Origin of the sequence: Rathayibacter sp. PhB1, assembly GCF_004362935.1 — a bacterium.
Taxonomy (GTDB): domain Bacteria; phylum Actinomycetota; class Actinomycetes; order Actinomycetales; family Microbacteriaceae; genus Rathayibacter; species Rathayibacter festucae.
Genome location: NZ_SNYD01000002.1, coordinates 163,354 through 182,786, shown reverse-complemented (window position 1 = coordinate 182,786; position 19,433 = coordinate 163,354). Strand labels below are relative to the sequence as shown.

Here is a 19,433-nt window from a genome sequence, read left to right as displayed (position 1 = left end):
GAGCACTCTGGACACGGATCGGGAGCTTCCCGAGCGCGCGGTGGGAGCGCTGGACCCCGCGCTCGGCTTCCGCAGGGGCGCCCGGGTCTAGGTTGGTAGCCGTGAGTTCCGCCAGAGTCTTCGTAGCGCGCTTGGCCGGCTGCAGCGTCTTCGACCCGGCGGGCGATCGCGTCGGCAAGGTCCGCGACGTGCTGCTCGTGCACCGTCAGAACGACGCGCCGCGCGTGGTCGGCCTCGTCGTCGAGATCCCCGGCCGCCGACGGGTGTTCGTCTCGATCGGACGGGTCACCAGCATCGGCAGCGGGCAGATCATCACGACCGGTCTGATCAACGTGCGCCGCTTCGAGCAGCGCGGCGGCGAGGTCCGCGTCATCGCCGAGCTGCTCGGCCGGAGGATGACCTTCGTCGACGGCTCGGGCGACGCGATCGTCGAGGACGTCGCGATCGAGGAGGTCGGGCCGGGCGAGTGGGAGCTCGCACAGCTCTTCGTCCGCCGCCCGAAGACCAGCCCCTCCCCCTTCGCCAAGGGCGCGACGACCTTCGCCGGCTGGCGCGAGGTCCGCGAGAGCGTGTCCACCGAAGCGCAGTCGGCCGAGCAGTACGTGGCGAGCCTCTCCGAGCTCAAGCCCGCCGACCTCGCCAGCACCCTCCTCGACCTGCCGCAGCAGCGGATGCTCGAGGTCGCGGGCGAGCTCTCCGACGACCGGCTCGCCGACGTCCTCGAGGAGATGCCCGAGAGCGAGCAGGTCGAGATCCTCGGCCGGCTCGACGACGACCGCGCGGCCGACGTCCTCGACCAGATGCAGCCGGACGACGCGGCCGACCTGATCGCGCAGCTCTCGGACGAGCGCGGCGAGGCGCTCCTCGAGCTGATGGAGCCGGAGGAGGCGGACGACGTCCGCATGCTGCTCTCCTACGCGCCCGAGTCGGCCGGTGGACTGATGACGACCGAGCCGATCATCGTCTCGTCCGAGGCGACCGTGGCCGAGGGCCTCGCGATGATCCGCCGCCACGAGCTGGCCCCGGCGCTCGGCGCCGCCGTCTGCGTGACCCTCCCGCCCTACGAGCCGCCGACCGGCCGCTTCCTCGGCATGGTGCACTTCCAGCGGATGCTCCGCTACCCGCCGCACGAACGCCTCGGCACGCTGCTCGACCAGAGCCTCGACCCGATCACGCCCGACACCTCCGCGGCCGAGGTCGCCCGCATCCTCGCGAGCTACAACCTCGTCTCGGTGCCGGTCGTGGACGAGTCGCACCGCCTGGTCGGCGTCGTCACGATCGACGACGTGCTCGACTACCTCCTCCCCGACGACTGGCGCAGCCACGACGGCGACGACGAACCGCGTGTGCCGGTGAGCACGACGACCCAGGGCATACCGATCGCGGCACCGGTGGCGGCGACGGGCAGGTTCAAGGCAGGACGACGAGGACGGAGGGGTGCGCGTGGCTAGGGACACCAAGCAGGATCGACGGCTCGACGCCCCGAAGGGCCTGCGCACGCGGGTGCTCCCCCGGCGCAACCGCCAGAGCAGCGACCGCTTCGGCCGCCTCACCGAGTCGTTCGCCCGCGGCATGGGCACGCCGTGGTTCCTCGTCGGCATGACGATCTTCTGCGTGTTCTGGCTGCTGTTCAACACCTACGGCCCCGAGGAGTCGCGCTTCGACTCCCAGGCCCTGGGCTTCACGGTGCTCACGCTGATCCTGTCGCTGCAGGCCTCCTACGCGGCGCCCCTGCTGCTGCTCGCGCAGAACCGCCAGGACGACCGCGACCGCGTGCAGATCGAGCAGGACCGCCAGCGCGCCGAGCGCAACCTCGCCGACACGGAGTACCTGGCCCGAGAGGTCGTCGCGCTCCGCCTGGCGATCCGCGACATGGCGAGCAAGGACTTCATCCGCTCCGAGCTGCGCAGCCTCGTCGAGGAGCTCGAGAAGGACCGGGCGGAGTCGATCGCGAGCGAGCGGCGCGATGCCTGACGCCCCCGTGACGGGTCCGGCGGATCCCGCCGCTCTTGAGAGCGCGGTGCTCACGGCCCTCGCCCGGGTCATCGATCCGGAGATCCGGAAGCCCATCACCGAGCTCGACATGGTCGACTCGGTATCGATGGGCGAGGACGGCGCGGTGACCGTGGCCATCCGGCTGACGATCGTCGGCTGCCCGGCAGCGTCCGCGATCGAGCGCGATGTCCGCGCGGCGGCGGAGTCGGCGGCGGGCTCCGCCGCGGTGCGGGTCGAGGTCGGCGTGATGACGCCGGCGCAGCGCACGGCTCTGACCGAGCGGCTGCGCGGCGGGCGGCGCGAGATGCCGTTCGGCCCGGACTCGCTGACGCGGGTCTACGCGGTGACCAGCGGCAAGGGCGGGGTCGGCAAGTCGACCGTCACCGCGAATCTCGCGGTGGCCCTGGCCCGGCGCGGGCTCGCGGTCGGGCTGGTCGACGCCGACGTGCACGGCTTCTCCATCCCGGGGCTGCTCGGGCTGATGCACGACGGCCGCGTCGCCGGGCCGACGCGGGTCGGCGAGCTGATGCTCCCCCCGGTCGCGCACGGCGTGAAGGTGATCTCGATCGGGATGTTCCTCGAGGGCGACACCCGCGGCGCGGCCGTCTCCTGGCGCGGACCGATGCTGCACCGCACCATCTCGCAGTTCCTCACCGACGTGTACTTCGGCGATCTGGACGTGCTGCTGCTCGACCTGCCGCCGGGAACGGGCGACGTCGCCATCTCGATCGGTCAGCTCCTGCCGCACGCGGAGGTGCTGATCGTGACGACGCCGCAGCCGGCCGCCGCCGACGTGGCGGAGCGCAGCGGCGCACTCGCCCGGCAGTCGGGGCAGCGCATCGTCGGCGTGGTCGAGAACATGTCAGGGCTGCCGCAGCCCGACGGGTCGGTGCTCGAGCTCTTCGGCAGCGGCGGCGGCGCGGAGGTCGCCCGTCGGCTCAGCGCGAGCGGAGAGGACGTGCCGCTGCTCGCGACGCTGCCGATCAGCGTGGCGCTGCGGGCGGGCGGCGACGACGGGCTTCCGGTCGTCATCGGCGATCCCGAGGACCCGGCCGCCGTCGCGATCACGGAGCTGGCCCGAACGCTCGCCTCGCGGCCTCGCGGCCTGACGGGCCGTCGCCTCCCGATGTCGGTCGGCTGAGGCCTTCGCCGCACGCTCCGGCCTGAGCGGGTCTCGATACGGCCGCTGCGCGACCTACTCGACCAGCATGCAAGGAGAGCCTCAGCGTGTGCAGCATGATCGCCCCGTCCATGCTGGTCGAGTAGCCCCGGAGGGGCGTATCGAGACCCACCGTCGTCGGCGCGTGCGGCTGACGGAGGGTGGGTCTCGATACGCCCGCTGCCGCGGGCTACTCGACCAGCATGAGGACCGCTCGTCGGGCTGCTCGGCCGACAGGCGCGCGTCAGGTGGCTTCGAGGTCGATGGGCGGGGGCGCCACCGTCGAGAGCTCGCCGGCTCCGGCCGAGCGCTTCATCGTCGTGTAGTAGCTGTCCGCCGTGGAGGCGCCGCCGCCCGCGGTGACGGGCGCGGAGACCGCCGACGGCGGCTTGACCGTGGGGGCCGGCTCGTCCTCGAGCAGGGCGTCGCGGATGATGCGCCGCGGGTCGTACTGCCGCGGATCGAGCTTGCGCCAGTCGACCTCGTCGAACTCGTCGCCCATCTCGTCCTTCACGCGCTCGCGCGCCTGCGTGGCGAATCCGCGGACCTTCCGCACCAGCGCAGCGAGCTGCGAGGCGTAGTAGGGGAGGCGGTCAGGGCCCAGCACGAAGACGGCGATGACTCCGATGATGAGGAGCTTGTCGAACGTCAAACCGAACACGGGACCACCCTAGTCCGCCGCGCCTGCGCCGACGACCGCACGGACCCCCGTACCCTGGCGATGCGCAGGCGCGATCCGCCCGCCGCGACCACCACCAGAGGAGCCCACCCGTGTCCGACAAGGATGCCAACTGGAAATACGCCGAGGACGCCGTCGTCGAGCCCGAGGCGATCGCCTCCGCCCGGCGGGTCGCCGTCGAGCTGGGCATCGATGCGATCGCGCCCTCGATCGGCGCGCAGTCCGCCCTCGTCGCGGCGGCCGCCCGGGCGACGTCGATCATCGAGATCGGCACCGGCACCGGCGTGAGCGGACTCTGGCTGCTCGACGGCGCCCCGGAGGCCATGCTCACCTCGATCGACTCGGAGGCGGTGCACCAGCAGCACGCCCGCGCGCAGTTCCACGAGGCCGGCATCTCGCCGAACCGCCTGCGCCTCATCCCCGGCCGCGCTCTCGAGGTGCTCCCGCGGATGAACGAGAACTCCTACGACATCGTCTTCGTCGACGGCGATCCGCTGCAGGTCATCGAGAACGTGGAGCACGCGCTGCGCCTGGTCCGCGTCGGCGGCACCGTCCTCGTGCCGCACGCGCTCTGGCGCGGCCGCGTCTCCAACCCCGCGCAGCGGGACGAGATCGCCTCCGCCTTCCGCACGCTGGTCGCCGAGGTCTGCGGCTCCCCCGCCGTGGTCAGCGTGCTGTCGCCGATCGGCGACGGGCTGCTCCAGGCGAACAAGCGCCGCGCGTAGCACGTCCCGGCCCCGGGAACGAGGGAACGCCCGTCGCATCGGATGCGGCGGGCGTTCTCGACGGTGCTGGTGGGTCAGGCTGGAGTCACCACCGACGCGAGAGCGTCGTGGAGTTCCTTCGCCTCTGCATCGTTGACTGAGACGACGAGGCGTCCGCCGCCTTCGAGCGGAACGCGCACGACGATGAGTCGCCCCTCCTTAACAGCCTCCATCGGTCCGTCTCCGGTCCTCGGCTTCATGGCCGCCATAGAGTTCCCCTTTCGTGACGTATCCGTCTATTATCGTGCATCCGCGCCAGGGACGAAATCGTCCCCCTCTCGCGGGATCACGGCGGAGTCCAGTCGCCGGGCGTGAACACCCAGCACAGGATCAGCCACACGACCTGGCCGACCAGTGAGACCGCGACGACGAAGGTCCGGAACAGCGGCGAGCGCGGTACGGCCAGCGCACCGACGAGCGGGAACATCGGCAGCAGGAGCCGGAACGTGCTCGACTGCGGATAGAAGAACGCGAAGAGGTAGACCGCGTAGCCGCCGACCCACATCCGGCTGAAGATGTCGAGCTTCCGCGCCCACCGAGAGAACAGGATGTTGAGGAAGAGCAGCACCAGCACGACGACGATGCCCATGCCGACCAGGGGCGAGTCGAACCACAGCCGCCCCCACCACTCGCCGCCGGCGAACCAGGAGGTGAACGGCACGAGCTCGGTGTCGCCGATGAAGACGGCGCGCCAGGCGAGCTCGGTGTCGGTGTACGCCGTGAAGGAGCCGGTGACGCCCCACGCGATGAGCAGCCAGGCGAAGCCCACCACGAGACCCCAGACGGTCAGGGCGACGGTCGGGATCCACTCGGAGCGCGGGAACTGCTCGGTGCCGCGGGCGTGGCGCCAGACCCGGTAGAGGAAGTAGATCCCCATCATCGCCGCGAAGGCCAGGCCGCTCGGACGCAGGAGGCCGAGCACCAGCACCAGCGGGAACACCCACAGCCACTTCCGCTTGATCAGCAGCAGCAGCATCGTCGCCGTCAGCAGGATCGACGCCGATTCGGCGTAGCCGATCTGCAGCATCGGAGAGGTCGGAGCGACGCAGAAGAAGACGATGCCCATCAGCGCCTGCCCCTCGCTGAGCGAGACGCGCAGCAGACGGTACAGGACGAGGCAGGCGCCGGCGCCGCAGACCACCGCCACCGCCACCGCCGCGGTCGACCAGTCGAGGCCGGTGACCGTCATCACGGCACGGACGGTGAACGGGAAGACGGGCATGAACGCCCAGGTGTTCTGCTCGACGTCGCCGGAGGGCGACAGCGGCAGGACGAGCGGATAGCCGACGGTTCCGATCTTCTCGTACCAGCCGCCGTCCCACATCGTCGCGAAGCGGACGTAGGTGTCCCGCAGACCGGTCCAGGGGACGCCGCCCTGACTCATCGCGAGGCGGAGCATGATGGCCGTCGTGATCACCCTGGTCACGGCGAAGACGAGCAGCACCTGGACCCACCACGGGAGGAAGGAGCGCCGTCGGCGCTCGGTCTCCGCGGAGGGGGCGGGCAGTGCCGCCTGCGCGGCCGTGGCGGTCACGTCGTCTCTCCGGCGACCGCGCGAGCAGGCGGAGAAGCGGGGCGACGGACGGAGGACGAGGAGGTCGCGTGGCACGCGGTCGGGATCGGCGACCGCGCAGGGTGCGGCAGCCGAGGTCGCGACTCACCGGCGGGAGTGAGGGGAGACATTCCCGCTAGCATAACGACGCCGCGCAGGACGAGCTGACGCGAAACACGCGTTCTCGGGACTGCCGCTCAGAAGCTCCGCCGGCGCGCGCTCCCCCGGAGGACCCTCATCACGGCGGCGTCCAGTCGTAGCCGTCGACGGCCCAGCCGATGGTGATCCAGCCGATCTGGCCGGCGATCGAGACGAGCACCAGCGCGCTCCGGAACAGGGGCGAGCGCGGCACCGCGAGTGCTCCGACCAGCGGGAACATCGGGCCCAGCAGGCGGAACGTGCTCGACTGCGGGAAGAAGAAGGCGAAGAGGTAGACGCCGTAGCCCGCGACCCACGCGCGGCTGAAGAGGTCCAGCCGCCGCGTCCACGGCGAGGCCAGGACACCGACGAACAGCAGCACGAGGACGACGACCAGAGCGATGCCGACCATCGGCGCGCCGAACCACCAGCCGCCCCACCACGCGCCGCCCTGGAACCAGGAGGTGAAGGGGAACAGCTCCTGGTAGCCGATGTAGGAGGCCCGCCAGGCCAGCTCGGTGTCGGTGTAGGCCGTCGGCGAGCCGGTGACCGCCCAGGCGACCGCCGGCCAGAGGAAGCCGACCACGAGGCCCCAGACCGTCAGCGCGACGGCAGGGACGGCGTCGGCCCGCGGGAACGGCTCCTTCGCGCGCCGGACGAACCGGTAGACGACGTAGAGGCCCATCGCCGCGGCGAAGGCCAGCCCGCTCGGGCGCGTCAGCCCGAGCGCGAGCACGACCGGGAAGACCCAGGCGTACCGGCGCCGGACGAGCAGCAGCAGCACGATCGCGGTCAGCATCATCGCCATCGACTCGGCGTAGGCGATCTGCAGCATCGGCGAGGTCGGCGCGACGCAGAAGAGCAGCACGGCGACGAGCGACTGCGACTCGCTCAGCGAGTGCCGCATCAGCCGGTAGAGCACCAGGCAGGCGACGGCCGCGCAGATCACCGAGACGGCGACGCCCGCGGTCGCCCAGCCGAGCCCGGTCAGCACCATCAGCAGGCGCACGACGACCGGGTAGAGGGGCATGAACGCCCAGGCGTTCTCGCCGATCTCCCCCGCCTCGGTCACGGGCAGCTCGGTCGGATAGCCGGCGGTCGCGATGATCTCGTACCAGCGGCCGTCCCACATCGTCGCGAAGTCGACGTAGGCCGGCGACGGGCCGGTCCACGAGTTCGCCTGCTGGTTCGCGGCGAACTGCAGCATGATCACGGTCGTCACGATGCGGGTGAGGACGAAGACCGCGAGGACGCGCGCCCACCAGGGGACGAGGCGCAGCTGCGCGCGGCGGCGGACCGGGAGCCCGGTGAGGACGGCGCTCACGCGGAGCCGCTCAGCCAGCGGCGGAGGCCCTCGGTGCAGTCGGTGATCTCGTGCACGGCGACGTGCTCGTCGTCGGCGTGCGCCTTGAGCGGGTCGCCGGGGCCGTAGTTGACGGCGGGGATGCCCATCGCCGAGAAGCGGGCGACGTCGGTCCAGCCGTACTTGGGCTTGGCCTCGGCGCCGACCGCGGCGATGAAGGCCTGCGCGAGCGGCGCGTCGAGCCCGGGGCGCGCGCCCTCCGCCAGATCGACGACCTCGACCTCGAAGCCCTCGAACAGCTCACGGAGGTGCGCGACCGCCTCCTCGCCGGAGCGGTTCGGCGCGAAGCGGTAGTTGACGTGCACCGTGCAGAGGTCGGGGATCACGTTGCCCGCCACTCCCCCGCTGATACGGACCGCGTTGACGCCCTCGCGGTAGACGAGGCCCTCGACCTCGACCTCGCGCGGCTCGTAGTCGGCGAGGCGGTCCAGGATCGGGGCGGCGGCGTGGATCGCGTTCTCGCCGACCCAGCTCCGGGCGGAGTGCGCGCGGCGGCCGTGCGTCGTCACGTCGACGCGGAGGGTGCCGTTGCAGCCGCCCTCGACCTCGCCCCGCGTCGGCTCGCCGAGGACGGCGAAGTCGGCGGCGAAGACGTCCGGGCGGTGGCGGGAGAGGCGGCCGAGGCCGTTGAGGTCGGAGGCGACCTCCTCGTTGTCGTACCAGATCCAGGTGACGTCGACGACCGGATCGGTCAGCTCGGCGGCGAGGACCAGCTGCACCGCGACGCCCGCCTTCATGTCGGTGGTGCCGCGGCCGACGAGGTGCTCGACGCCGTCGATCGTCTCGGCGCGCACCGGGAGGTTCTCGTTGATCGGCACCGTGTCGAGGTGGCCGGCGATGACGACGCGCTGCTCGCGACCGAGGTTCGTCCGGGCGACGACGGTGTGGCCGTCGCGGATCACCTCGAGGTGCGGGTACTGCTCGAGGGCCAGCTGGACCGCGTCGGCCAGCGCCAGCTCGTCCCCGGAGACGGAGGGGATGTCGCAGATCACCCGGGTCAGGGCGATCGGATCGGAGCGCAGATCGAGGGGCGCGACGGGCGCCGGGGCGGAGGTCGGTACGGCCATGCGCCCCAGGGTACCGGCCGGATCGTGCGCGCTACCCTGGGCGACATGAGCCTCCAGAACGCCGCTGACTCCGCCGTGCCCGCGCCCGCCTCCGCCTGGGGCTACGGGCTGGCGACGATCGCCTCGGACGGGACCGTCCTCGACACCTGGTTCCCGGAGCCGCGGCTGGGCACCATCCCGGCGGGACGCGACCCGTGGATCGTGCCCGCCGAGTTCGAGGCCCTCGCCGGTGAGGACGCGCGGCGCGAGGTGCGGATCGACGTGGTGACGCTGCAGATCGACCTGCAGAACGCGCCGGCCTCGACCTCCGACGCGTACCTGCGGCTGCACCTGCTCTCGCACCTGCTCGTCCAGCCGAACACCGTGAACCTCGACGGGATCTTCGCGCACCTGCCGAACGTCGTGTGGACGAACGCGGGGCCGGTCGCACCGGACTCGTTCACCCGGCTGCGTCCGTCGCTGCGGCGTCACGGGATCCAGGCCGCGGGGATCGACAAGTTCCCGCGACTGACGGACTACGTCACGCCGGCGAAGGTGCGCATCGCGGACACGTCGCGGGTGCGCCTGGGCGCGCACCTCGCTCCCGGAACGACGGTCATGCACGAGGGGTTCGTCAACTTCAACGCCGGGACGCTCGGCAGCTCGATGGTCGAGGGCCGCATCTCGCAGGGCGTCGTCGTCGGCGACGGCTCGGACATCGGCGGCGGCGCCTCGATCATGGGGACGCTCTCCGGCGGTGGCGTGCAGCGCGTGTCGATCGGCGCGCGGGCGCTGCTCGGCGCGAACTCCGGCATCGGCATCTCGATCGGCGACGACACCGTCGTCGAGGCCGGGCTCTACGTCACGGCGGGCACGAAGGTCGTCGTCGTCGGCGGCGCCCCGCGCGCCGACGGGCGGCCGCAGACGGTCAAGGCCGTCGAGCTGTCGGGCGTGCCGAACCTGCTCTTCCGCCGCAACTCGCTCACCGGCGCGGTCGAGGTGCTCCCGCGCACCGGAGCCGGCATCGAGTTGAACACGGCCCTGCACGCCTGACGCGGGGTCGAGGCACCTGCTGGTCGAGGAGCCGCGGCACGCGGCGTATCGAGACCCGCCCCTCGGCGGACGCGGGGTCTCGATACGCCCGCTTCGCGGGCTACTCGACCAGCATGGTGGGCCCGCGTGCGGGCTACTCGACCAGTCGGGCTACTCGACCAGCATGATGGGCCCGCTGCGCGGCCTGCTCGACCAGCAGGCAGCCGCGCACCGCTGAACGCTGCGCGGTACATGCTGGTCGAGTAGCCGCGGGACGCGGCGTATCGAGACCCACCCGTCGAGGGACGCCGGGTCTCGATACGCCCGCAAGCGGGCTACTCGACCAGCATGAAGCGCCCGTAGGCCGGGTCAGCGGTCGGTGGGCCAGTGGCGCTCGGGGGCTCCCGTGTAGAGCTGCTGGGGGCGGCCGATCTTGGTCTGCTTGTCGGTGTTCATCTCGCGCCAGTGCGCGATCCAGCCGGGCAGGCGGCCGATGGCGAACAGCACGGTGAACATCCGGGTCGGGAAGCCCATCGCCTTGTAGATGACGCCGGTGTAGAAGTCGACGTTCGGGTAGAGGCGGCGCTCCTTGAAGTAGTCGTCCTCCAGGGCGAGGGCCTCGAGCTCCATCGCGATGTCGAGCAGCGGGTCCTTGACGCCGAGCGCCTGCAGCACCTCGGAGGCGCTCTCCTTGACGAGCTTCGCGCGCGGGTCGTAGTTCTTGTAGACCCGGTGGCCGAAGCCCATCAGGCGGACGCCCTCCTCCTTGTTCTTCACCCGCTCGACGAAGGTCTGCACGCTCTCGCCCGACTCGCGGATGCGGCCGAGCATCGTCAGCACGGCCTCGTTCGCGCCGCCGTGCAGCGGGCCGAACAGGGCGTTGATGCCGGCCGAGACCGACGCGTACAGGTTCGCCTCGGTCGAGCCGACCAGGCGGACGGTGGAGGTCGACGCGTTCTGCTCGTGGTCCTCGTGCAGGATCAGCAGGCGGTCGAGCGCCTTCGAGAGCACCGGGTCCACCTCGAACGGCTCGGCCATGGTGCCGAAGTTCAGGCGGAGGAAGTTGTCGACGAAGCTCAGCGAGTTGTCCGGGTAGAGGAACGCCTGGCCGATCGCCTTCTTGTGCGCGTAGGCCGCCATCACCGGCAGCTTCGCGAGCAGGCGGATGGTGGTCAGCTCGACCGCCTCCGGGTCCTTCGGGTTCGAGCTGTCCTCGTAGTAGGTCGACAGCGCCGAGACACCGGCCGAGAGGACCGACATCGGGTGCGCGCTGTGCGGCAGCGCGTCGAAGAAGCGCTTGAGGTCCTCGTGCAGCAGCGTGTGCCGGCGGATGCGGTCGTCGAAGCCGGCGAGCTCGTCCGCGGTGGGCAGCTCGCCGTAGATCAGCAGCCAGGCCACCTCGAGGTACGTCGCGTTCGTCGCGACCTCCTCGATCGGGTAGCCGCGGTAGCGCAGGATCCCCTCGTCGCCGTCGATGTAGGTGATGCTCGACTTGGTGGCGGCCGTGTTGACGAAGCCGTAGTCGAGCGACATCAGACCGGTCTGCTTCGACAGGGTCGAGAAGTCGATGCTCGAGGAGCCGTCGACGCTGCGCAGGACCGGGAACTCCGCGGTGCGATCACCGAACGTGAGCGTCACCTTCTCGGGCAGGACCTCGGCCGCGGCCGGCGCACTCTCCGTGGCGGGCTCGGGTGTCTCCACCGTCGCGGTTCCGTCGCTCTGCGTGCCGGATTCGGTCACAACGCCTCCCAGGTCATCGGTCGCACCCGGGTGCGCTCGCGCGGAGCGGGCGGCGCCGGGGGCTGGAACTGTCCGGAACCAGGGCCGTTTGTGGCGACGCTGACCGAACCCCATACAGCCTATGGGCAAAGCGGCGGCACTGTGACACCGCCCAGTGCTCGCCCCCGTCCGTTGTGGGGATCCTTCAGGATCGCGGTGAGCCGAGGGTCAGAGACCGCTTGCCAGCCGCTCGGCGGCGGCCGCGATCCGCTCGTCGGTGGCCGTCAGCGAGAGGCGGACGTGCTCGGTGAAGTGGTCGCCGTAGAAGACGCCGGGGCCGGCGAGGATCCCCAGGCGCGCGAGACGGTCGATCGACTCCCAGGCGGGTCGTCCCTCGGTCGCCCAGAGGTAGAGGCCGGCCTCGCTGCGGTCGACGCGGAAGCCCGCGGCCTCGAGCGCCGGGCGCAGGAGGTCGCGCCGGGAGCGGTAGCGCTCCTTCTGCTCCGCCACGTGGCCGTCGTCGGCGAGAGCGACGACCATCGCCTCCTGCAGCGGGGCGGGGACGATCATCCCGGCGTGCTTGCGGACGGTGACGAGCCGAGCGATCAGCTCGCGGTCGCCCGCGACGAAGGCGGCGCGGTAGCCGGCCAGGTTGGACTGCTTGCTGAGGGAGTAGACGCCGAGCACGCCGCGGCGGTCCTCGCCCGCCACGCGGGGATCGAGGACGCTCGGGATCGGCTCGTCGGCCCAGCGGCCGTCCCAGCCGAGCTCGGCGTAGCACTCGTCGCCCGCGACGACGGCGCCCAGCTCGCGCGCCCGGTCGACCGCGCGCCTCAGCGCGTCGACGTCGAGCACGGCGCCGTCCGGGTTGCCGGGCGAGTTCAGCCAGACCAGGCGCGTCTCGGCCGGCCACTCGTCGGGCTCGTCGGAGGCGAGCACCGAGGCTCCGGCGATGGCGGCGCCCATGGCGTAGGTCGGGTAGGCGGCGCGCGGGTGGACGACGACGTCGCCCTCGCCGAGACCGAGGAGGAACGGCAGCCAGGCGACGAGCTCCTTCGAGCCGATCGTCGGCAGCACCTCGTCGAGGCCGAGCCCCGGGACGCCCCGGCGCCGGGCGTACCAGGCGGCGATCGCCTCGCGCAGGGCGGGCGTGCCGACCGTGGTCGGGTAGGCGTGGGCGTCGGTCGCCCGGGCGAGCGCCTCGCGGATCGGCTCCGGCGTCGGATCGACGGGCGAGCCGATCGAGAGGTCGACGAGGCCGCCGGGGTGCGCGGAGGCGACCCGGGTGGCGGGACCCATCAGGTCCCAGGGGTAGTCCGGCAGCGGTCCGAGTGCCACGGACGCGCGCTCAGTGGCTCTGCGGCGGGAGGACGGCGATGACCGGGTGGTCCTTCGCAATCACTCCGACCTTCGCGGCACCGCCGGGCGAGCCGATCTCGTCGAAGAACTCGACGTTGGCCTTGTAGTAGTCGGACCACTCCTCGGGGAGGTCGTCCTCGTAGTAGATGGCCTCGACGGGGCACACCGGCTCGCACGCCCCGCAGTCGACGCACTCGTCGGGGTGGATGTAGAGCGAGCGCTCGCCTTCGTAGATGCAGTCGACCGGGCATTCGTCGATGCAGGCGCGGTCTTTGACATCGACGCACGGAAGTGCGATCACGTAGGTCACGGTCGTGGACGTCCCTTCGAACAGTGTTCTCTATCGTACGGGGAGCGGCGGGGCGGTGCTGTCGGCCGCCGGTTCCGCCGGAGCGGGGCGGGACGGCGGGCGGACCCGCGGCCAGGCGATCACCACGAGGGCGATCAGCGCGGGGGCGAAGGTCCAGACCACGCCGAGGCCGTTGGCCGGCACGAGGACCGAGCCGCCGGTGCTGCGCAGCGCCAGCAGCCCGATCGCGCCGAGCAGGCCCATCGCGGTGCAGAAGGCGACGAAGCGGTCCACCATCACGAGACGGAGTCCGAGCAGCAGGAGCAGCACGGCGGCCAGCGACACGGCGAGGCCGACCGGGAGCTCCGCGTCGCCGACGGTCACGGTGCTCTGGTGCGCGACGGTCGTGATCGCGCCGACCACGGCGCCGGTCAGCACCGAGAGCAGGCCCGAGACGATGCGGGTGCCGAGATCGGGCCGCTCCTCGGCGACCGGCTCCGGCGGGGTCGGAGCACCCTCGGGGCGGAAGCGCTCGAGGCGGCCGATCGGGAACGACGGGCCGCTCGAGAGCCGCAGCTCGTCGCCGTCGACGACGAGCTGCGTGCGGTGTGCCTCGAGCGCGGCGCGCTTGCGGGCGTAATCGGTGTCGTCGAGCTCGATCGCGACGTCACCGGGCTGCTCGGGGACGGCCTCGGGCAGTACGGCCAGGTAGCGCAGTCCGAGCCGCTCGGCGGCCGTCGAGGCGATCAGGGCAGCGCGGATGTGGTCGGGGTGGCCGTAGCCCCCGCCGACGTCGTAGGAGAGCACGAGGGTCGCGCCGGTCTGCACGAGGACGGCGACGAGATCGGCGATCGCCTCCTCCTCCGGCGCGGAGGTGAAGGAGCGCGGGTCGACCGGCTCGAGCGGGACGGGCACGCGACCCGGGCCCCACTGCATGCCGGAGTCGCGGTAGACCCGCGGGGTGAGACCTGCGGCCCGGGCGGCCGGGTCGCCGAGGAAGCGGTGATCGGCGACGCCGAGGGCGGTCAGGGCGACGACCAGCTCGGCGGTGCGGTGCGCGGCGAGCTCGTCCGAGCCCTCGAGGTGCGCGAGATCGGCCGGGATGACCTCGCCGCACTCGCCGCGCGTCGCGGTGACGACGGTGACCGCGGCGCCGTCCGCGACGAGTCGCGCGAGGGTCCCGCCCATCGTGATGGTCTCATCGTCGGGATGGGCGTGCACCGCCACGACCCGCTCGCCTGCGCCGTCTCGACTCGCGTCCACTCTCCGCCTCTCGTCCGTCCTGTGCTCTCGTTCCGCCGCGCGGCCCCGCCCGGAGCGTCTCCGACCGGCTGCTCGGCGCCGCACATCGCACGCCCGGCGTCATGTGTGGACACGCGACCGGATGGCCACTACAGTCATCCACGGGTTAGGCAAGGCTTACCTGAGGATGCGGCCCGGGGGTGGGCTTCGCACCGTCCTCCCGTGCAGACGACGAAGAGAACACACGTGCTCGCAAACTACCTCATCGGCCTCCGTGAAGGCCTCGAAGCCGGGCTCGTCGTCGGCATCCTCGTCGCGTACCTGACCAAGCTGCAGCGGCGCGACGTGCTCCCCCGGCTCTGGACGGGCATCGCCGCCGCGGTCGTCCTCTCCCTCGTCACCGGCGCGATCCTCACCTGGGGCCCCTACGGGCTCAGCTTCACCGCGCAGGAGCTCCTCGGCGGCGGCCTCTCGCTGCTCGCCGTCGGCCTCGTCACCTGGATGATCTTCTGGATGGGGGCGAACGCCCGCAGCCTCAAGGGCGAGCTCGAGTCCAAGCTGGACGCGGCGGTCAGCGGCTCCGCCCTCGGGATCGTCGTGCTCGGCTTCGTCAGCGTCGGCCGCGAGGGGATCGAGACCGCCCTGTTCGTCTGGGCGAGCGTCTCCTCGAGCAGCGCCTCCTCCGCCTCGAACGCCTGGGTCGGCACGATCGGCGCGTTCCTCGGCATCCTCAGCGCGGTCGTCGCCTCCTACCTGATCTTCCGCGGCTTCGTCCGGATCGACCTCGGCCGCTTCTTCACCTGGACCGGCGGCTTCCTCATCGTCGTCGCGGCGGGCGTGCTGCTCTACGGTGTCGGCGACCTGCAGGAGGCGGCGCTGCTACCCGGCTGGGGCACTCCGCTGTTCGACCTCGGCCCGATCCTGCCGGCCACGGTCGCCGCCGTCCTCGGTGGACTCTTCAACTACACGCCCGAGCCGACGGCCCTGCAGTTCTCCGCCTGGCTGCTCTACCTCGTCGTCGTCGGGTCCCTCTTCGTCCGCCAGGTCCGCTCCCGCCGGCCGCGACGGGGCAGCGCGGCCCCGGTCGCCGCTCCCGTCGCCACCTCCGTCTGATCTCGCCCCGGCACCGCCGGAACGACCTCCCACCACCAGGAGAACCATGCCCCCGCGCACTCGACCCCGCCTCCCCCGCGTCGCCACCGGCCTCGCCGGCGCCGGCGCTCTCGCCCTGCTCCTCACCGGCTGCGTGCCGAACACCCCGGCCGCCTCCTCCGCCGCGGCCCTCGACGTCGCGATCGACGACGGCGCCTGCGCGGTGTCGGCCGCGACGGCCGAGGCGGGTGCGGTCACCTTCGCGCTCGAGAACACCGGATCGGACGTCAACGAGTTCGAGATCCTCGCCGAGGACAAGCTGCGCATCGTGGGCGAGAAGGAGAACGTCACTCCCGGTCAGAGCGTCTCCTACGTCGCCCAGCTCGAGCCCGGCACCTATTACACGGCCTGCAAGTTCCAGCAGGTCGGCGCTCCCGTCGGGCTCGCCGAGTTCACCGTGACCGGCGAGGCGACCGAGCAGTCGGCCGATGAGCAGGCCGCGACCGAGGCCGCCGTCACCAACTACGTCTCCTACGTGCAGTCGCAGTCCGGCGAGCTGCTGCCCGCCGTGACGGCCTTCGCCGACGCGTACGCGGCCGGTGACGACGAGAAGGCCCGCAGCCTCTTCGCCGCGACCCGCGTCTTCTACGAGCGCATCGAGCCCACCGCCGAGGCGTTCGGCGACCTCGACCCGAAGATCGACTACCGCGAGGTCGACGCCGTCGCCGAGGGCCTGGACTGGACCGGCTTCCACCGCATCGAGAAGGACCTCTGGGTCCCCGCCGCCGACGCGCTGAACTCCGACGGCACGAGCGCCTGGCTCGACTGGGCGCCCTCCACTCCCGAGCAGCGGACCGCCTTCGCCGACGGGCTCGTCTCCGACGTGCAGGACCTCTACGACCTCGTCGCCGCGCCCGACTTCACCGTCTCGGTCGGCGACATCTCGAACGGCGCGATCGGCCTGCTGGACGAGGTCGCCGCCGGCAAGATCACCGGCGAGGAGGACTGGTGGTCGGGCACCGACCTGACCGACTTCGCCGCGAACGTGCAGGGCGCGGAAGTGGCCTTCGGCAACGTCGAGCCCATCGCGACCGCCTCCGGCGAGGACGGCGCCGCGCTGACCGCCGAGATCGGCCAGCGCTTCGCCGAGCTCGACGCGATGCTCGCGCAGTACGGCTCGCTCGACTCCGGCTTCGTCGCCTACTCGAGCGTGACCGATGAGCAGAAGAAGGAGCTGTCGGACCAGGTGAACGCCCTGTCCGAGCCGCTCTCGCAGCTGACCCACACGGTGCTCGGCGTCGAGGAGCCCGCGGAGTAGTGGAGCCCGAGCAGAACGCCGCCGGCCCCGGCACCGAGTCGGGCCCGACCGCCGAGCAGCCCCGCCGCCTCTCGCGGCGCGGGCTGCTCGGCCTCGTCTCGGCCGGGACCGCGGGCCTCGCCGCGGGGATCGGCGGGACCGTCGCCGTCACCTCGGCGACCAGCGCGAGCGCCTCCTCCGCGGCGACGCGCGTCGTGCCGTTCCACGGCGCGAACCAGGCCGGCATCACCACGGCGGCGCAGGACCGGCTGCACTTCGCGGCCTTCGACCTGGCCTCCGGCGCCACCCGCGACGACCTGATCGAGCTGCTCCAGGACTGGACCCTCGCGGCCGCCCGCCTCACGCAGGGCCTCGACGTCAGCGAGGAGGGCGCCGTCGGCGGCCCGGACACGGCGCCGCCGGACGACACCGGCGAGGCGCTCGGCCTCGACGCGTCCTCACTCACCCTGACCTTCGGTTTCGGGCCGACGCTCTTCACCGACGAGTCCGGTGCCGACCGCTTCGGCCTCGCCGACCGCCGGCCGGCCGAGCTCGCGGCGCTCCCCCGGTTCCGCGGCGACGCGCTGGTGCCGACCGCGGGCGGCGGCGACCTCTGCATCCAGGCCTGCGCCGACGACCCGCAGGTCGCGGTGCACGCGATCCGCAACCTCAGCCGCATCGCCTTCGGCCGCGCCTCGCTGCGCTGGTCCCAGCTCGGCTTCGGCCGCACCTCCTCCACCTCGACGGCGCAGGCCACTCCGCGGAACCTCTTCGGCTTCAAGGACGGCACCGCCAACATCAAGTCCGAGGAGCCGGACGCCGTGCAGGAGCACGTCTGGGTGCAGGACGCCGACGGCCCGGCCTGGCTCGCGGGCGGCAGCTACCTGGTGGCGCGCAAGATCCGGATGATCATCGAGACCTGGGATCGCAGCCAGCTCGGCGAGCAGGAGCGCGTGATCGGCCGGAGCAAGGGCTCCGGCGCCCCGCTCTCGGGCGGCGGCGAGTTCACGGAGCCCGACTTCGAGGCGGCAGGAGCGACCGGCGTGCCGCTGGTCGACAAGGAGTCGCACGTGCGGCTCGCGCACCCGACCGTCAACAACGGCGTCCGGCTGCTGCGCCGCGGCTACAACTTCGTCGACGGGAACGACGAGCTCGGGCGGCTGAACGCGGGGCTGTTCTTCCTCTCGTTCCAGCGGTCGCCGGAGCAGTTCATCACCGTGCAGAGGAACCTCGCGACCGATGCGCTCAACGAGTACATCAAGCACGTGGGTTCGGCGGTCTTCGCCGTCCCGCCGGGCGTCCGCGACGAGAGCGACTTCGTGGGGTCGGGGCTCTTCGCCTGAGCCGCTCGCGTTCCTGAGGGAATCTCCATCCCGGCACAGGTCGTCGGCGGCTGCCTCTCCGAGTGCGGCAAGGTCGGCTCCCTAGCCTCGACGGCGATGTCCGGGAACAGTGCGAAGAACCAGCCGACCAAGCGCGAGCGCCAGGAGCTCGCCCGCCTCGAGGCGAAGGAGCGGCGCGAGCAGGAGCGGCGCCGGAAGCGGCGGAACCGGCTGCTCGGGCAGAGCGGCGCGGTGGTCGGCGTGCTCGCCGTCGTGGCGCTCGTCGCGTGGAACGTCTGGTCGCAGCAGGAGATCGCGAGCACCGGGCCGGCGAACATGCTGAGCGACGGGATCGTGCTCGCGGGGGCGGAGTCGGCGGTCACTCCGGTGACGACCGCCCCTCTCGAGGCGGGCGAGGAGCCCGTGCCGACCGACGAGGCCGCCACGCGCGCGGGCGGCGTCGTCACCGTCGACCTGTACGTGGACTACCTCTGCCCGTACTGCGGGCAGTTCGAGACCGCGAATATGGACAATCTGCAGTCGTGGCTGACGCAGGGGGCGATCACGCTCGAGATCCATCCGGTCGCGATCCTCGACTCCTCCTCGGCGGGGTCGGAGTACTCGAGCCGGGCGGCGAACGCCGCGGCCTGCGTGGCGGACGAGGATCCGGACCGCTTCCTCGCCGTGCACGAGGCGCTGTTCGCGAAGCAGCCGGCGGAGGGGACGACGGGGCTGAGCGATGACGAGCTGCGAGCGCTGGTGACCGGGGCGGGCGTGACGGACGACGACGTGCTGGCCTGCATCACGAGCGGGGAGTTCCGGCCGTGGGTCGCGGCGGCCACGAAGCGGGCGACGACCGGGCCCCTGGCGAACTCGACGCTGGCGAAGCTGAGCTCGACGCCGACCGTGCTCGTCAACGGCGAGCAGTACACGGGGAAGCCGGACGACGCCGACGCGTTCGTCGCCTTCATCACCGCGACGCTCGAGGCGGAGGGCGCGACCGCGTCGCCGACGCCGACGCCCGCGGGCTGACGGCCGGGTCTCGATACGCCGCTCCGCGGCTACTCGACCAGCATGCTGCAGCCCATGCTGGTCGAGCAGCCCTCGCAGAGGGCGCATCGAGACCCACCCTCTGCCGGACCCGGGTCTCGATACGCCGCGTTCCGCGGCTACTCGACCAGCATGCTGCAGCCCATGCTGGTCGAGCGCCCTCGCAGAGGGCGTATCGAGAACCACCCTCTGCCGGACCTCGGTCTCGAGACGCCGCTCCGCGGCTACTCGACCAGCATGCTGCAGCCCATGCTGGTCGAGCAGCCCTCGCAGAGGGCGTATCGAGACCCACCCTCTGCCGGACCTCGGTCTCGAGACGCTGCTGCGTGGCTACT

Annotated in this window: 18 protein-coding genes; 9 read left to right on the top strand and 9 right to left on the bottom strand. The window is 72.0% G+C overall.

All coding sequences use genetic code 11. The features are described 5' to 3' along the window. The first annotated feature begins 101 nt into the window (after positions 1-101). From EDF17_RS05035 to EDF17_RS05025, 3 genes are read left to right on the top strand one after another with little or no spacing between them, the layout of a single operon-like run. Positions 102-1,451: a CBS domain-containing protein gene (locus EDF17_RS05035; RefSeq protein WP_123445462.1), complete on the top strand. Its 1,350-nt coding sequence runs from the start codon at positions 102-104 to the stop codon at positions 1,449-1,451. Further along, positions 1,444-1,974, top strand: a complete 531-nt coding sequence (locus tag EDF17_RS05030; protein ID WP_123445981.1) for a DUF1003 domain-containing protein — start codon at positions 1,444-1,446, stop codon at positions 1,972-1,974. Before EDF17_RS05035 ends, EDF17_RS05030 begins: the two co-directional genes overlap by 8 nt. Then, on the top strand, positions 1,967-3,136 hold the full coding sequence (locus tag EDF17_RS05025) for an Mrp/NBP35 family ATP-binding protein (RefSeq protein ID WP_123445461.1): 1,170 nt from the start codon (positions 1,967-1,969) through the stop codon (positions 3,134-3,136). The genes EDF17_RS05030 and EDF17_RS05025 overlap by 8 nt, the downstream gene beginning before the upstream one ends. Positions 3,137-3,398: 262 nt before the next feature. On the opposite strand, the gene EDF17_RS05020 is transcribed toward EDF17_RS05025, so the two are convergent. After that, on the bottom strand, positions 3,399-3,815 hold the full coding sequence (locus EDF17_RS05020) for a Sec-independent protein translocase TatB (RefSeq protein ID WP_123445460.1): 417 nt from the start codon (positions 3,813-3,815) through the stop codon (positions 3,399-3,401). A 110-nt stretch (positions 3,816-3,925) separates the two neighbouring features. Between EDF17_RS05020 and EDF17_RS05015 the strand changes: the two genes are divergently transcribed. Then, positions 3,926-4,558 carry a class I SAM-dependent methyltransferase gene (locus tag EDF17_RS05015; protein WP_123445459.1) on the top strand — a complete coding sequence of 211 codons (633 nt, stop codon included), beginning with the start codon at positions 3,926-3,928 and terminating at the stop codon, positions 4,556-4,558. Between the two features lie 74 nt (positions 4,559-4,632). On the opposite strand, the gene EDF17_RS05010 is transcribed toward EDF17_RS05015, so the two are convergent. The 4 genes from EDF17_RS05010 to dapE all read right to left on the bottom strand — a co-directional run bounded on the left by EDF17_RS05010 (position 4,633) and on the right by dapE (position 8,717). Then, a complete protein-coding gene (locus EDF17_RS05010; RefSeq protein WP_077221916.1) occupies positions 4,633-4,806 on the bottom strand; it encodes a DUF3117 domain-containing protein in 174 nt (57 codons plus the stop codon). Between the two features lie 77 nt (positions 4,807-4,883). Then, positions 4,884-6,131, bottom strand: coding sequence for a hypothetical protein (locus tag EDF17_RS05005; protein ID WP_123445458.1), 1,248 nt, complete (start codon positions 6,129-6,131; stop codon positions 4,884-4,886). Between the two features lie 256 nt (positions 6,132-6,387). Then, positions 6,388-7,611 (bottom strand): mannosyltransferase family protein, encoded by a 1,224-nt coding sequence (locus tag EDF17_RS05000; protein ID WP_123445457.1) that lies wholly within the window; start codon positions 7,609-7,611, stop codon positions 6,388-6,390. Then, the gene (dapE, locus tag EDF17_RS04995; RefSeq protein WP_123445456.1) at positions 7,608-8,717 is read right to left on the bottom strand and encodes a succinyl-diaminopimelate desuccinylase; all 1,110 of its coding nucleotides are present in this window, start codon (positions 8,715-8,717) and stop codon (positions 7,608-7,610) included. Before dapE ends, EDF17_RS05000 begins: the two co-directional genes overlap by 4 nt. A 45-nt stretch (positions 8,718-8,762) precedes the next feature. Between dapE and dapD the strand changes: the two genes are divergently transcribed. After that, positions 8,763-9,749 (top strand): 2,3,4,5-tetrahydropyridine-2,6-dicarboxylate N-succinyltransferase, encoded by a 987-nt coding sequence (gene dapD, locus EDF17_RS04990; protein WP_123445455.1) that lies wholly within the window; start codon positions 8,763-8,765, stop codon positions 9,747-9,749. Positions 9,750-10,097: 348 nt separating this feature from the next. Here dapD and EDF17_RS04985 read toward each other — a convergent pair whose 3' ends face one another. The 4 genes from EDF17_RS04985 to EDF17_RS04970 form a co-directional block, all read right to left on the bottom strand. Then, on the bottom strand, positions 10,098-11,378 hold the full coding sequence (locus EDF17_RS04985) for a citrate synthase (protein WP_123445980.1): 1,281 nt from the start codon (positions 11,376-11,378) through the stop codon (positions 10,098-10,100). Positions 11,379-11,675: 297 nt separating this feature from the next. Beyond that, on the bottom strand, positions 11,676-12,785 hold the full coding sequence (gene dapC / locus EDF17_RS04980) for a succinyldiaminopimelate transaminase (protein WP_123445454.1): 1,110 nt from the start codon (positions 12,783-12,785) through the stop codon (positions 11,676-11,678). A 10-nt stretch (positions 12,786-12,795) separates the two neighbouring features. Next, positions 12,796-13,116, bottom strand: a complete 321-nt coding sequence (fdxA, locus tag EDF17_RS04975; RefSeq protein WP_085475430.1) for a ferredoxin — start codon at positions 13,114-13,116, stop codon at positions 12,796-12,798. Positions 13,117-13,146: 30 nt separating this feature from the next. Next, a complete protein-coding gene (locus EDF17_RS04970; protein WP_133671901.1) occupies positions 13,147-14,358 on the bottom strand; it encodes a PIG-L family deacetylase in 1,212 nt (403 codons plus the stop codon). 225 nt (positions 14,359-14,583) lie between these two features. Between EDF17_RS04970 and efeU the strand changes: the two genes are divergently transcribed. The 4 genes from efeU (at position 14,584) to EDF17_RS04950 (ending at position 19,080) form a co-directional block, all read left to right on the top strand. Beyond that, on the top strand, positions 14,584-15,450 hold the full coding sequence (efeU, locus tag EDF17_RS04965) for an iron uptake transporter permease EfeU (protein WP_123445452.1): 867 nt from the start codon (positions 14,584-14,586) through the stop codon (positions 15,448-15,450). Between the two features lie 46 nt (positions 15,451-15,496). Further along, positions 15,497-16,747 carry an iron uptake system protein EfeO gene (efeO, locus tag EDF17_RS04960; protein WP_123445451.1) on the top strand — a complete coding sequence of 417 codons (1,251 nt, stop codon included), beginning with the start codon at positions 15,497-15,499 and terminating at the stop codon, positions 16,745-16,747. Continuing rightward, on the top strand, positions 16,747-18,069 hold the full coding sequence (gene efeB, locus EDF17_RS04955) for an iron uptake transporter deferrochelatase/peroxidase subunit (RefSeq protein ID WP_123445450.1): 1,323 nt from the start codon (positions 16,747-16,749) through the stop codon (positions 18,067-18,069). Before efeO ends, efeB begins: the two co-directional genes overlap by 1 nt. Before the next feature lie 96 nt (positions 18,070-18,165). Beyond that, positions 18,166-19,080, top strand: a complete 915-nt coding sequence (locus tag EDF17_RS04950) for a thioredoxin domain-containing protein (protein ID WP_123445449.1) — start codon at positions 18,166-18,168, stop codon at positions 19,078-19,080. Positions 19,081-19,433: the final 353 nt, after the last annotated feature.

Bases quoted from the DNA above. Each gene is read 5' to 3' on its own strand.
- EDF17_RS05025 (WP_123445461.1), top strand. From the start codon at position 1,967: ATGCCTGACGCCCCCGTGACGGGTCCGGCGGATCCCGCCGCTCTTGAG.
- EDF17_RS05010 (WP_077221916.1), bottom strand. From the start codon at position 4,806: ATGGCGGCCATGAAGCCGAGGACCGGAGACGGACCGATGGAGGCTGTT.
- dapE (WP_123445456.1), bottom strand. From the start codon at position 8,717: ATGGCCGTACCGACCTCCGCCCCGGCGCCCGTCGCGCCCCTCGATCTG.
- dapD (WP_123445455.1), top strand. From the start codon at position 8,763: ATGAGCCTCCAGAACGCCGCTGACTCCGCCGTGCCCGCGCCCGCCTCC.
- efeO (WP_123445451.1), top strand. From the start codon at position 15,497: ATGCCCCCGCGCACTCGACCCCGCCTCCCCCGCGTCGCCACCGGCCTC.
- EDF17_RS04950 (WP_123445449.1), top strand. From the start codon at position 18,166: ATGTCCGGGAACAGTGCGAAGAACCAGCCGACCAAGCGCGAGCGCCAG.